Annotated in this window: 10 protein-coding genes; 1 reads left to right on the plus strand and 9 read right to left on the minus strand. The window is 45.7% G+C overall.

What is annotated here, in order from left to right; translation table 11 throughout:
- Positions 1-155: 155 nt before the first annotated feature.
- Positions 156-1388 carry a hypothetical protein gene (locus C7T94_RS16170; protein ID WP_239495049.1) on the plus strand — a complete coding sequence of 411 codons (1233 nt, stop codon included), beginning with the start codon at positions 156-158 and terminating at the stop codon, positions 1386-1388.
- Positions 1389-1593: 205 nt separating this feature from the next.
- On the opposite strand, the gene C7T94_RS16175 is transcribed toward C7T94_RS16170, so the two are convergent.
- From C7T94_RS16175 to pheT, 9 genes are all read right to left on the minus strand, one after another.
- A complete protein-coding gene (locus C7T94_RS16175; protein WP_162618733.1) occupies positions 1594-2955 on the minus strand; it encodes a hypothetical protein in 1362 nt (453 codons plus the stop codon).
- The gene (locus C7T94_RS16180; RefSeq protein WP_107216529.1) at positions 2942-3259 is read right to left on the minus strand and encodes a hypothetical protein; all 318 of its coding nucleotides are present in this window, start codon (positions 3257-3259) and stop codon (positions 2942-2944) included. Before C7T94_RS16180 ends, C7T94_RS16175 begins: the two co-directional genes overlap by 14 nt.
- A 736-nt stretch (positions 3260-3995) precedes the next feature.
- A complete protein-coding gene (locus tag C7T94_RS16185) occupies positions 3996-5354 on the minus strand; it encodes a hypothetical protein (RefSeq protein ID WP_107216531.1) in 1359 nt (452 codons plus the stop codon).
- 79 nt (positions 5355-5433) lie between these two features.
- Positions 5434-8244 carry a TonB-dependent receptor gene (locus tag C7T94_RS16190; RefSeq protein ID WP_162618734.1) on the minus strand — a complete coding sequence of 937 codons (2811 nt, stop codon included), beginning with the start codon at positions 8242-8244 and terminating at the stop codon, positions 5434-5436.
- 107 nt (positions 8245-8351) lie between these two features.
- Positions 8352-8852, minus strand: coding sequence for an Mpo1 family 2-hydroxy fatty acid dioxygenase (locus C7T94_RS16195; protein WP_107216799.1), 501 nt, complete (start codon positions 8850-8852; stop codon positions 8352-8354).
- A gap of 96 nt (positions 8853-8948) precedes the next feature.
- Positions 8949-10511 carry a ribonuclease Y gene (gene rny, locus C7T94_RS16200; protein ID WP_107216801.1) on the minus strand — a complete coding sequence of 521 codons (1563 nt, stop codon included), beginning with the start codon at positions 10509-10511 and terminating at the stop codon, positions 8949-8951.
- Positions 10512-10774: 263 nt separating this feature from the next.
- Positions 10775-11065: a cell division protein ZapA gene (locus C7T94_RS16205; RefSeq protein WP_107216535.1), complete on the minus strand. Its 291-nt coding sequence runs from the start codon at positions 11063-11065 to the stop codon at positions 10775-10777.
- 29 nt (positions 11066-11094) lie between these two features.
- Complete coding sequence (locus C7T94_RS16210) at positions 11095-11385, minus strand: hypothetical protein (protein ID WP_107216537.1); 291 nt, start codon at positions 11383-11385, stop codon at positions 11095-11097.
- Positions 11386-11464: 79 nt separating this feature from the next.
- Positions 11465-13861 (minus strand): phenylalanine--tRNA ligase subunit beta, encoded by a 2397-nt coding sequence (gene pheT, locus C7T94_RS16215; protein ID WP_107216539.1) that lies wholly within the window; start codon positions 13859-13861, stop codon positions 11465-11467.
- Between the last annotated feature and the right edge of the window lie 16 nt (positions 13862-13877).

Genomic DNA, 13877 nt, shown 5'->3' on the forward strand with positions numbered 1-13877 from the left:
TGCCCTGCTGTCTGCTGTGGCCTTCGTGCCTCAGGGCCGCCGCTACCATCAGGTTTAACCGGCCGGGTTACTGCAACACAGAACGCACCGCCCCTCAGCCTGTATGAAACTGCATCGCACTTAAATGCAGGAATTTTCGTATATTGAATGCTACGATGCAGATAAGATGGGATAACGGATTACAGCGAGCGGGCTTAGGGCTTTGCCTGCTGCTGGTATTCTCTTTTACCATCAGCCGCCTGCATGCGCAAAATCACAGTATTGCCTATTACAATGGCACCATAAATTTTTCGGCAGACTCCACCTGTATTGTCCCGGTTGAGGTGCCCCTGAGCGCAATGTCTGTCAGGGGATTCTACCGGCAGATGAATGCCGGGAACTATAAGCCAATGGTCGATTCGCTGCTGGCCTTTCGCAGAAAACACAAGTTGAGCGACTGGCTTTATTACCAGCTTGTTCGCAAGACTGCGGGACAACTTAGTCCGAAGAATGATGATTACACACGTTACACCTTATACAAATGGTTTTTGCTCTGCAAGTCTGGTTATGATGCCCGTCTGGCCATTGGCCGCGGCCAGATCATCTTTTATGTTCGCAATGAGGAGGATATTTCTGACATCCCCTATGTCAATTATAAAGGCAATAAGTACACCTGTCTGAATTACCACGATTATGGAAAATTGTTTGAACGGGAAGATGCCTATAAGCCGGTAGACATCGCCATTGCGGGAGCTGTTGCGCCTTTTTCATACAAGGTGACGCAAATGCCCGATTTTACGCCCGACAGTTACGAAGAAAGGGAGCTGGCCTTTCAGTACCGAAGTAAGGCATATCATTTTCGTGTTAAAGTCAACAGGGAAATTCCGGCTATTTTCGCCAACTACCCCGGTGTCGATTTCGGGACCTATTTCAACATCCCGCTCAGCCATGAAACATATCAGTCACTGATCCCTGTGTTAAGAAAGCATACCCGCGCAATGAGTCAATCTAAAGGTGTCGATTATCTGATGCGTTTCACGCGGTATGCTTTTCTGTACCAGAGCGATGACGAGCACTTTGGTAAGGAAAAACGGCTCTCGCCTGAACAGACTTTGTCTGCTGATTACAGCGACTGCGACGACCGGGCGGCGCTGTTTTTTATGCTGGTTAAGGAAATCTACGACCTGCCTATGATTGCCTTATTGTACCCTACACACATTACGTTGGCCGTTGGACTGGATAAGCCGGCTGGAAAACCGGTGATGTATAAAGGTAAGCCCTATACGATCTGTGAAGCCACCCCGCAAAAAGAGAACCTGAAACTGGGCCAGGTAACCGTCGCACTGCGGGATGTCAGTTACCAGGTCGTTTACCATTACAAGCCTGGTGAGACAGCGACTGATTATTAGGCCGAGAGCAACGTGCAAGACGCACGTTATCCCATGGCCTGGTAACAAACTGTATTACAGCTGCAGAAAGGCACTGACCCGTCTGATGGAACGCTAACAGTAGTTAGCTATCGTGATGCAAAAATATGAAGATTCTGCCATTACGATTGGCAGAATCTTCATTTGAAGTTATTCGTCAATAGCACCAGCGCTAAGCTAGATAGTATTATTGTACTATTATTGTTCGTCTCGCAACGATCTGCCCATTAAACTTACTTCCCGTAATAAAACATTGGATTTCATAACTGCCAGCAGGAAAATCCACTTCAGGCAGCCGGGCACCTGTTACATAATCATAATCCATGTTAAAGGATGTCCCGTTCACACCTACAGCCTTCCATGCATAGCTCAATCCAACCGCATAATAACTTGTTTCAAAACTCGTTGTTTCGAATGGAAGTAAGCTGATCTTTCCAGAAATAAACGGAGCTACTGTACTTTGGGTTGAAATCGGATATTTGGCAGAAAGCGTTTGCGAATCGTATGTAGAGAACCCAATATCATTAAAAGCACTTGATGAGGTGCCTTTTAGCATGATCGAGGTTTCGGCTCCCGTACCTGAGGCATGTGAAAAACCGAGGCTATGGCCAATCGCATGAACGAGGTTCCAAGCTGCTTGTGCCTGTGTCACTCCTTGACCAGTAGAAGCATATTTAAAATTTGGATTGAAGTAAATTTCCTGGCCCGGCCTACCATCGTTGATGGGGAAACGAGCAAGAACCGGTACGCTCTGTGGCGTGGAAGATTGCACCACAGTGATATGTCGTTCACTTGGAGGAGGCAGCGCGATGTTTGAGTTGCCGGAGGTCGAAGCGATTATATGTAGCTTTACGTTCATGTTTGGCTCCAAATTCCAGGCCGAGACAGCGGTTGATAAAGCATTATTCCACAATGGATTGGCCCATATGGACTGATCGATAATGATGTTAATATTATCAAACGCGACTATCGGGGCTGGAGTTCCTGGCACATAATTACTAACGTAGGATTTAGACAACATAATATCATCTTCAACAAGATAATAATTTCCGCCATCGCTTATACCTACCGTTGAGAAGCCCATTGATTGGATTTTTAAGTGGTCCGAATTTACAGGAGGGGCATTATTAATAAAATAGTTATAACTCAGATACTCACTAAAGAACTCAGGCCCGGAATTCGGTAATGAGTAGTACAAGGCAATGCGTTTTTGGTGCACCAGCTTTGTATTGGCTATCGTTGCAGTGAATTCCTTACTGGTGCTCATTTGACCAGAGGCAAAGTCGCTGTCTTGTATCGTATAAACTGGCTGAAAATTCTCGCCATTGGCGGCAATTCCCAGCTTAATATTCATTCGGAATGGTTTGCCTGCAAAGCGCTGCACGCCGACATTGAATTTAATGGTTGTAGAGGTTGTTCCTTGTACTACATTGACTTGCGATGTATTTACCAAATTGAAGGCATAAATACTGCCTGCGTATTGTGCCTTCGACGCAAACGATGCGAATAAAATTGATAGCAGTATTGCTCCACGTTTAACGTTTCTCATTCTGCAGCCTCCTTTCTTTCAGAATGTTTCGGTACATCAATAAAAGTTCTGCGCGGTCCATTTGGTCTACTCCTCTGTACACAACCATGTCCCGCTTCTCATCGTACGAGAAAAACTTGCGGTCGTCTTCTACCAGATCTGCAAAAAATTGAAGCAGTTGTTCGGTTGTTGGGTTATCAGATTCTACTTTTTTTTCAGTCTCAGGAGGTTCTACATCTTGTCTTTTACATGCGCCAGCGGCTGACAAGGCCAGGCAGCAAACCAGGATTCTGGCAAACTGTTTCATTGGAATGATTTTGTTCATGAAGTTTTTACTAATGGTTGAGAAATAAATAAAGGTTCGATCTTACAAACTTTCCCGGCCTAAAGGCCAGGCGCTTTGGCAGGTTAGTGATCCCTGCTTGCAATTGAATGAATGGGGATGATGTTCATATTGATAATATGAAATTCGTGACCAGATATGATGACAGGATTAACCAATTGTTATCAAATGAGGCAAGCGTATCTGAACACTAGATACCGGTGATCGGTATAGGCGGCGGTCATTGTCATCCCCCCGAACCCAACGTAAAATACTGTTTAAACGAAATGGTTTCTCTGGAAGAAGACTGTTCGCCATATTGCAAAACAAGTCTTGCTTCAATCAGCCACTGGGTTTGTTGTGCGGGCTTGTCTGGCGTCAAATTCTTGCCCTTAACGGTGCGTCAACAACTTCGGCCCCGCCATAAAAACAGGCCGGGCAGCTTATCGCATACCGCACCCTTCCTTCCAGGATCTCCGTTTGTCCGAGAGAAAAGTAGGTTCCTTCTGAAGGTGCTGCAATCGAAATAACCGTATTAATTCTGATGCATGTACGGACAAGTAAATCACAATTAAAATAGCGAATCAATTTTAAGGTTTAAGTCGAACTTTGCAACGGCGATGCGACTGCATCGTTAAAAGATATCAAATCTGAATGTTTCACCTTTTGCATCGCGAGGTGAACGGCAAAAAAAAAGCCGCTAGATCAAATCTAGCGGCCATCCTTTAAAGTGTAGGTACTAGTAGGTATTTGTTTGAGGCGTGAAACTTGCCCAGCCTGATGTCCAGTTGGTTGCACCAAAAGCACCTTTGTATGATATTTTCTCGAAAAATGTATCGTTTTGATCTCCTGTGAAGGCAGCACCTGCAAGCAAGATAGAGCCAGCAGATGGTAAAAAATTAGGAGCGTTTAAGGTAAATGCCCCATTTATTCCTGCCTCAGTGGCTGAGGCCAGTTTTACAGAACCGCTAGCCGCAGCCTTTGCCTCGATCGCAGCTGCTGTTGCACCTGCAACTGTTACGTCACTTCCAAGTTTATATGGAGCAGCAAGTGCGAATACTACGTTATTATTAAATTGCGAGGTTCCGTCGATAAGGGATGAATAAGTTCCATTAGACTCCAGTGATAGCCCACCATCTGGATGCCCGATCATTACTGAGTTGTTCAAGATGAAGGCAGTGGCTCTTCTAAAGCGGTTAGCAAAATTGTGATTAGCTGCTGTGTTTGCCGCGCCATTCGGACCAAGGATGGTCATATTAGAAATATTTGGACGTGTGCGGGGTGTAGCATCTGTTCCATTGGCATTGTTATCGCATTCAATGCCGTTGCCAGCATCGCCACCGTCTACGAATGCCGGGTCACGTAGTGCTACAGCAAATTGGATTTTGCCTCTGTATCCGTTGTCAAAATCGAAATCATCATCGGCGGTAGCAAACGCAATAAGATGTTTTGCATTCACAGTGCCACCAAAAAACTCGAAAGCATCATCATTTCCATAAGAAACCTGGATATGGTCAATAACAGTTCCCGAACCGACACCGCCTAGGGTCAAGCCGTTAATTTCCGACCCAGGCTGAGCTGCAATACCCGCATATTCAATTCTGACATAACGCAATACACCCGAATTGTCAGTATCTATAGTGCCGCCATACTGTCTGCCAACGCCACCTTCGATAGTTGGATTGGTAAGGTTTGTCGTTGCCCTGCCGAGAATAATAATTCCGCCCCAGTCACCTGGATTACGCTGGCCTGCAGCGCGACCAGATGTGAATACAATCGGTGCAGCAGCAGTTCCGTCCGCCATAATTTTAGCACCGCGTTCGATGATCAGGGCCCCTTTATTTTCAACACTTGATTTGATTACTGTTCCAGGTTCGATCGTTAAAGTAGATCCCTCTTCAAAATAAGTATAGCCATTGAGGGTCACAGTACCTTTAGTAACGACTACCCGCTGTCCGCTTTTGTATGTCCCGGTTAACGTTCCGCCGTTTGCAATAACTACTGTCTCTTCAGAACCTTGCGGGTCATCGTTTTTCTTACATGATGTAAAAATTACACCTAAAGATAAAATCGCTAAAAAAGCATTTCCTAATTTCATGTTGTTATGATTTTGCTGTAAAATTCCGGTTTTGGTGTTACCTCAAGTTTAGAGGTATGTTAAGTTATCTGATGTGTAACTATCGTTGTCCTAAAGAAAAATTGTAGGTAAATGAAAGCGAGACATTTGTACCAAAGCGTGCTGAAGTATAGGGCTTGTCAACAGCTCCGCTATAAACGTTTTTATCATCCATATTCAGGTAAAAAATGCTTCGTTGGTTCAAAAGGTCTCCAACATTTAGTTTGAGTTCTGCCTTATTGCTGATCAGTTTTTTACTTATCTGGAAATCCACCACATCACGTGCATTTTCCCAAATATTTGGAATCAGGTTATTCCCAACGAAAGCAATGCGTTGGCCCACCCGGTTGTAAAGTGCGGTAAGGCTCCACCCACTTTTATCATTTGAATACTGGACACCTCCGTTCAGAAGATATGGTGACTGCCCCTGTAGCGGACGCGACTGCAAATTAGCGCTTCCTTGCTCAACCTCAGACTTGATATAACTCAGATTTGCAAACATTGTCAGATCCTTAAAAAGGTTCGATTCACTGATAAAGCTGAGCCTTTTTCTCAATTCCAGTTCCGCACCATAAGAATAGGCCTTCGACATATTTTGGAACCCTACTTGTCGTCGCTCTGGTGTTGCACTTCCATCTAGAACCTGCTCAATAGCATTACTGAAATCTTTATAAAAGGCCGAAACAGTGATCGATTCCCCACTGGCAGGATAGATTTCATAGCGAAGATCCGCATTATTAATTGTCGCACGCTTCAATTGCGGATTGCCTAACGTAGCTGTCTGCGCTACAAAGTCGTAGAATTCAAAAGGTGCCAGTTCACGAAGCTCAGGGCGGGAGACTGTACGGGAAGCGGAAACCCGGAAATTACTTTTGTCAGAAATTGTATAAGTATAATTCGCCGAAGGGAGGATATCAGTAAATTGTTGATCCATACTTCTGTTTGTCCCGCTAAGATCAATATAGTCTACGTTCTGATAATACTGCTCAACCCTAACTCCCCAGACCAGCCGCGATTTTTCACCGAAACGATTGTCGAGCATAGCGTAACCCGCATTTAAAAAGGTCTGTGCATCATAAGAATCCGTATTGCTGGTAAAGTCGGTCAAAAAGAAGCCTCCCGTAGCCCTGATCTGTTCCGAGGCGAAGATCCGATCTTTTGGCAACGTCAAAATCTGATCATCGAAACTTGGCGATCCGGTAGAATTAAACAGATAATTGAAAATTCGGGCATTAAATTCCCGGGTTTTATAATTTGAAAGGACCCCGGCTTTGAAGGAGCTTTTTTTGCCTTTCAGAGTAAAGGGTAATGTGTAGTTTGCCTGCCCTAAGAAGTTATTTTCCTGCATATCTGAGAAAAAACGGCGGCTGTTGCGGTCTACTACAGAAAAGACATTTGTTCCTGCACCATTCTCACGATAATATATGGATCTAAGGTCCGGTTGATCGCGCTTGGTGAGTGAATAACTTAGATTCCAGTTCAATTTTTGATCGCGCGCGCCGAACGCATGCTCACCTTCCAATTGATGGTTTGAAATAAATTTCTGAGTAAGCTCGTTGTTATTAAAACGAAGATTACCGTCAATGTTTGTATTGAAGCCTGTTCTGTCGGTGTAAATTTCATCGTAAACATTATTAAGCAGGTTCTTAAAGCTTAATTTGGTCTTGTCTTTCTTATACGTGATGTTAGCAAGTAAGCCTACGCTCGTATTAAACACGAATTGTTTATCATTATAGGCATAATAAATATCCTGAAAGTTGTTCTGATAGTCATTTCTCTCGACAGGGTTGATGTTCTGGCCATTGCGATAAGACAAGGAGACGATACTACCCAGAGAGCCGCCATTTTTCAAATCGGTCCGATTACCCCAGGTAAGTTGGTGACTCTGCGTTGGCAATGCGACATAGGTCTGCTCACCATATGGGTTTGAAAGCTGTTTTGTCAAGGCTACCTTCTGATCAGGCATGAGAGGGTTGTATTTTTGAAATGAAGGAGGAAAAGATCCCGGAAGTTTTCTATCGCTTTGTCCAAAGCCCAGGTAAGCGAGGTTGCCCCGTTCATTAGATATGAAGTCTTTGAAAGTCGATTGGGTATTGTATCCCCAACTGGTGCTAAAGGCAATGTAGTCCTGATCCGGCACATCTTTAGTAACTACCTGTACAATGCCTCCTGCAAAGTCAGCCGGCAGATCAGCCGATGCAGTTTTGTTGATGAGAATTTTGTCTACGAGGTTGGAAGGAATAATATCAAATGAGAACGCTTTTTTGTCAGGCTCAGTCGATGGCATAATGGCATTATTCAGCATTGTCACATTATAACGATCTGCCAGGCCCCGAATAACAACGAATTTGTTGTTTTGGATGCTGGCCCCGCTTACGCGCTTCAACACTTCTGAGGTATTTTTATCAGGTGATCGCTGGATAATTTCTGCTGATATGCCACTCGAAATAATAGGACTGTTTTTTTGTTGCGCTAGCAGCGCATTTACAGATTCCTGTTTGAAATTTGCCCTTACAACTACATCGCTAAGTTGATTAGAACCAGCTTCTTCCAATACAACGTTTAGTGTTGTGGCTGAGTTGCCATTCACTTCGATATCAGAAACTTCTTTCGTAGCGTAGCCTACATAAGATACTGACAATGTATACCTGCCCGCAGCAAGACCTCCAATAAGATATTTTCCATCTACATCTGTGGCGATGCCCTTGTTAATGCCTTTTACGAGCACGGAAACGCCGATTAGCGCCTCCCCCGTTTTCTTATCAGTAACGCTGCCTGCAATCTTGCCACCGGTCTGAGCGTTCACCGCAAGATTCCATAGGATAAAAAGTAAAAGGAGGATGGTTTTTGAGAATGAGTTTGTTGATTTCACTTTCCTGAATATTTTCAGCAAAGCTATTACCACAATGTTAGCAGCCTGTTACGTGTTAATTAAGATTCGTTTAGCTAACCATTAAGACAATGTTAACAAAGACAGGATCAATACCGGATATTCAGTTTACGGCAGATAAAGTGAAGCAGCCAGATCGGGCCGATCAGCAAAAATTTCAGATCGTCAAGAAACGAAGGTTTTTTGCCTTCTATCTTGTGCCCTACAAACTGTCCGATCCAGGAAACGACGAAGATGACCAGGCAAACTGACCATATGGACGGCCCCCCTGCCAACTGCCACTTCTCCAGCTGCACGATACCCATCGCCATGATAAAAATAATGATCAGCATGAAATAAGAGAGTACCGGCGATAGGCGGTAATAATAGTACACCGAAAAAGCAATGGCAAACGACGCCCAATTCAGGTAACCATTGTACCTGCCTAGAAAATCCAGATGCGGAAATGGTATAGACCACAGCAGTCCGAGAATGCTGAAAAAGATTAATGGCACACAGATCCAATGTATAATCTTATTGGTACCATTCTGGTGACTCTCGGCATACTTGTCAAAATCCCGGTCAACCGGACGTCTTGCCTGCGTTTTCATAAACTCTTCTTTTTTCAACTGTGCTGTCTGATAGGTGTTAAAAATAAAAAAAGCGATTGGTTCTGACAATCGCTTTTCTATTCTGGATATTGAATGTTATTTGGCGTAAGATACCGAGCGGGTTTCGCGAATAACGGTCACCTTAATCTGCCCCGGATAAGTCATCTCCGTCTGTATGCGGTTTGAAATATCTGCAGCAAGAAGTTCTGCCTGGGCATCAGTTACGCGTTCACTTTCAACCACGACCCGCAATTCGCGGCCGGCCTGAATGGCGAAGGTTTTTTCAACACCAGGATACGACAGTGCGAGTTCCTCAAGCTCTTTAAGACGTTTAATGTAGCTTTCCACGACTTCACGACGTGCACCCGGGCGTGCACCTGAAATCGCGTCGCAGGCCTGAACGATCGGTGAAATCAACGAGGTCATCTCGATTTCATCGTGGTGTGCGCCGATTGCGTTGCAAACTTCGGGATGCTCCTTATATTTTTCGGCCAACTGCATTCCGAGAATGGCGTGTGGCAATTCAGGATTGTCGTCAGGCACTTTACCAATGTCGTGCAGAAGGCCGGCACGTTTTGCCAGTTTCGCATTGAGACCCAGTTCGGCGGCCATTGTTGCACAGAAATTGGCCACCTCACGCGAGTGGTGAAGCAGATTCTGCCCGTAGGATGAACGATAGCGCATGCGCCCCACCATCCTGATCAATTCGGGATGCAGACCGTGAATACCCAGGTCAATAACGGTGCGTTCACCGATCTCCACGATTTCGTCTTCGATCTGTTTCTTTGTCTTGGCTACGATCTCCTCGATACGCGCAGGGTGGATACGGCCGTCGGTAACGAGGCGGTGCAGGGCAAGGCGTGCAATTTCGCGCCTAACCGGGTCAAAGCCTGACAGGATGATCGCTTCAGGCGTGTCGTCTACAATAATTTCAATTCCGGTGGCAGCCTCGAGCGCACGGATGTTGCGCCCTTCACGGCCAATAACGCGGCCTTTGATCTCGTCGCTTTCAATATGAAAGATCGATACGGTATTTTCAATAGCAGCTTCGACGGCTGTACGCTGAATGGTTTGGATAACCACTTTTTTCGCTTCTTTGGTCGCCGTGAGTTTGGCCTCATCTACAATGTCTTTGACCTGGATCATGGCCTGGGTACGGGCCTCCTGCTTCAGGTTCTCAACAAGCTGGTTCCTGGCCTCTTCGGCAGAAAGGCCGGCAATGGTTTCAAGCTGCTTAAGGTGCTGGTTTTTCAGTTGTTCAACTTCTTCCTGTTTCTTTACGGCAATGTCGGTTTGTTTTTCCAGGTTGGCACGTACCTTATCAAGCTCCTGTTCTTTGCGGTTCAGGTTCTCGAGGCGCTGGTTAACGGACTGTTCCTTTTGCTTGAGGTTATTTTCACGCTGATTTACTGCGTTGTTGCGGGTGTTGACTTCCTGTTCATGTTCGGCCTTAAGCTGCAGAAATTTTTCTTTCGCCTCGAGCAGTTTATTTTTTTTCAGGATCTCCGCATTGTTTTCAGCGTCTTTTAAGATCTTTTTTACTTTGGTTTGCGCAGCGATTTCCTGATTTTTCAGCAGGTTGCGCAGGAGAAATCTCCCCAGCAGGGTGCCGGCTATGAGCCCGGCTAAAACATATCCAATTATTCCAACTATTTCCATTTTTTTGTTTTTAAAAAAAAACCGCAACTGATTTATCGAGTCTCATGTATTTCAAACCTCAACTAAGCATAATTGGGATTTAAGTCATTTTCAGGTGCTCTTGGCAGATGAAATCCACTTTCTTAACCCCATACATATTGAAGTGTTAAGTTTAAAAATAGTGAAACTCAAAAATCTAGCTGCGGCTAATATTTTTGTTGCTACTTCTGGCTGCACGCCGCCCGGTCCGGACAATGCCTGTGCACCATATAAAAAGAACGATCCTATTTCGAGAAAAAATCCGTCAATAAACTATCTAACTCCCCCACCTTATCGGCAACAGCCGTATCCTGCGCCTGGACTTTATTTTCAGCTTTCAAAACGCCTGTTGCATAATGCAGCACGGCCATTGAAAGTAAATCCTGTTTATCTCTGACCGCATAATTTTCCTGGTATTCCTTTATGCGCTCGTTGATCATTTTTGCTGCCCGCCTCACAATTTCCTCTTCTTCCATATTTACCTTTAAGGGATAAATACGGTCGGAGATAGTTATCTTAATGGAGATCTCTCCCATATTGTTTAGCTTAGTTTCTACCTGATTGCCTATTTTTTAAGCAACACTACACACCTATCTATTTCCCGCACAAATTCGTTAATTTTTTGCTTTATGTCAAGAGTCTTCTCACTCGTGCCTTCAATGCTTTTTGCAACTTTCAACACCCTTAATTTCTCATCAAGATCCGAGATTTTCGCTTTGGAAGTATCGAGCGCAACTTTTAACGACTGGTTTTCAAGTTTGAGCAAATCATTTTCTTCCTGTAAGGCCAGACACAACTCGATGAGCCGTGCGGTCTTGTCCATTACCGAATCCAATTGATCTGCAACCGTTGCCATGTACGATTAATTAAGCGACTAAGTTATTTAAAAGTGTTGAAACTTTCGTTCCAACCATTAATAAAATGCAACACTATCCTTATTTTCTAATCTCCGCACCACTTTGTTTCTCCAGATTACCGATGATCTTTTGCATCAATGCGTCAATCTTCTGGTCAGTCAGCGTCTGTTCATCGTCCTGCAGCGTCAGGCTGATGGCGTAAGACTTCTTCCCTGCCGGGAGTTTCTCGCCCTGGTACACATCGAAGACCTGGATGTCGCGAACCAGTTTGCGCTCCGTTTTGTAAACGACCGATTTCAGATCGTCAAATACAACTGATTGATCAATAAGCAGCGAAAGGTCGCGCCTTACAGATGGGAATTTCGGAATATCCTTGTTAAAAATTTTGTTTTTCCTGGTGCTGTCAATGAGGGCCTGCCAATCGAAATCGGCATAAAACACCGCTTTTTCAACACCGGTTGCCTTGCGGTCGGCCGGCAGCGCTTCGCCAAAACTGACCAGCACTTTCTCACCACGGAAATATTTCAGGCCATAAGCAAAGGTATCACCAGGGGCTTCTGCTGTCTGGAAACCAGACAGGCCAAGCCGTCCCATCACCCCGTCTACTACGGCTTTCAACTGATAAAAATTTGCTGTCTGCGCCTTCCGGTTCCATTGTTCCGTGCGGGCATTGCCGGAAAGCAACACGAGCAGCCTGGAAGATTCGACATATTTTTCCTCCACCAGGCGGTATGTTTTGCCAAACTCAAAAAATTTAAGATCCGCATTCTTACGGTTCTGGTTGTAAGCTACGCTCTCCAGCGCGGGAAAGAGCAGCTCCTGCCGCAGTACATTCAGGTCGCTGCTTAGCGGGTTCAGGATTTGAACCGCTTCTTCAAAATTCCTGGAGTATGCGCCCTTGGTGAGTGAATTGCAGAGAATTTCTGTAAACCCGTTTGCGGCGAGCAGATCTGCGATGAGCTGTTGCGTATTTTCAGGATCGGGTTTGGCAGAATAAGCAAGCGAGGCATTTACCTTCTGCGGAATTGCAATATTGTCATAACCATAAATACGCAGCACTTCTTCAGTGATGTCAACCTCCCGGGTTACGTCGACTTTGTACGCAGGCACACGGAGGTGCAACTGTCCGTTTACTTCAGCCAGAACCTGTATTCCAAGCGCTTCTATAATGGCACGGATCTCCTGCGCGGGAATTTCTGCTCCGATCAAGCGGTTGATGTGGTCGTAGCGAACCGCAAATTCGAACGGCGGCACCGGCTGCGGATACTGGTCATCGACAAGTGATGACACCTTCCCTCCTGCAAGCTCCGTGATCAGCAAAGCTGCATATTTCAGCGCCGGAACAGTCATTTCGGGATCGGTACCGCGTTCAAAACGGAACGAGGCATCGGTTTTGAGCGTATGCCGTTTAGCCGTCTTTCTTACGCTAACCGGGTTAAAATAAGCGCTTTCCAGGAATACCTCGGTCGTCGTTTCGCTGATTCCAGAATCTAAACCACCAAAAACGCCGGCTATACACATCGGTTCGCTTTCGTTGCAGATCATCAGGTCTTCTGCAGACATGCTGCGTTCCACTCCATCAAGGGTTATGAACTTTTCACCTTTGGCAGCTTTCCTGACAATGACTTTATTTCCCTTGATCCTGGCTGCGTCAAAGGCATGCAGCGGCTGGCCCAGACCATGCAGCACATAGTTGGTAACATCAACAATGTTATTGATAGGTCTGATTCCAATCACCTTAAGCTGATCCTTCAACCAATCAGGCGAGTCCCGGACAATTACACCGCTGATAAGCAGCGAGGAATAACGCGGACAAGCCGCCGGGTCTTCCAGCTCGACCGGGATGGCCGTCCCGGTGCCCGGCTCGAACCGGCCGAGATCAGGAAATTTATGACCGGTACGGAGAAACGCTGCAAGATCCCGGGCCACCCCTAGATGAGAAGCGGCATCGGCCCGGTTGGGTGTGAGGCCGATCTCAAAAACAAAATCGTCTTCCAGGTTAAAATAACGCTTAGCTGGCGTGCCAGGCACCGTATCTGCAGGGAGCACCATGATGCCGTCATGAGATTTACCCAGACCAATTTCATCTTCGGCACAAATCATTCCTTCAGACACTTCAGAGCGGATCTTCGATTTGCTGATTTTGAATGGTTCACCCTCAAGCGGATAAACGGTTGTACCAACGGTTGCAACAATCACTTTCTGACCGGCAGCTACATTGGGTGCACCGCAAACGATCTGCAAAGCGGCGGCCTCGCCCACGTTTACCGTAGTAACGCGCAGGCGGTCAGCATTGGGATGCTGCGCACAGGTCAGCACTTCGCCGACAACCAAACCCTCTAGCCCCCCGGCAATGGCCTGCACCTTCTCAAGACTTTCTACCTCGAGGCCGATACCCGTCAGTGCCAGCGAAATTTCTTCTGGACTCAATGTCGTGTCGACAAAACTCTTGAGCCACTTGTAGGATATTTTCATGTATACATTAATCCAT

The organism is Pedobacter yulinensis, assembly GCF_003029735.1.
GTDB classification, from domain to species: domain Bacteria; phylum Bacteroidota; class Bacteroidia; order Sphingobacteriales; family Sphingobacteriaceae; genus Pedobacter; species Pedobacter yulinensis.

Bases quoted from the DNA above. Each gene is read 5' to 3' on its own strand.
- C7T94_RS16170 (WP_239495049.1), top strand. From the start codon at position 156: ATGCAGATAAGATGGGATAACGGATTACAGCGAGCGGGCTTAGGGCTT.
- C7T94_RS16175 (WP_162618733.1), bottom strand. From the start codon at position 2,955: ATGAGAAACGTTAAACGTGGAGCAATACTGCTATCAATTTTATTCGCA.
- C7T94_RS16180 (WP_107216529.1), bottom strand. From the start codon at position 3,259: ATGAACAAAATCATTCCAATGAAACAGTTTGCCAGAATCCTGGTTTGC.
- C7T94_RS16185 (WP_107216531.1), bottom strand. From the start codon at position 5,354: ATGAAATTAGGAAATGCTTTTTTAGCGATTTTATCTTTAGGTGTAATT.
- C7T94_RS16195 (WP_107216799.1), bottom strand. From the start codon at position 8,852: ATGAAAACGCAGGCAAGACGTCCGGTTGACCGGGATTTTGACAAGTAT.
- rny (WP_107216801.1), bottom strand. From the start codon at position 10,511: ATGGAAATAGTTGGAATAATTGGATATGTTTTAGCCGGGCTCATAGCC.
- C7T94_RS16205 (WP_107216535.1), bottom strand. From the start codon at position 11,065: ATGGGAGAGATCTCCATTAAGATAACTATCTCCGACCGTATTTATCCC.
- C7T94_RS16210 (WP_107216537.1), bottom strand. From the start codon at position 11,385: ATGGCAACGGTTGCAGATCAATTGGATTCGGTAATGGACAAGACCGCA.
- pheT (WP_107216539.1), bottom strand. From the start codon at position 13,861: ATGAAAATATCCTACAAGTGGCTCAAGAGTTTTGTCGACACGACATTG.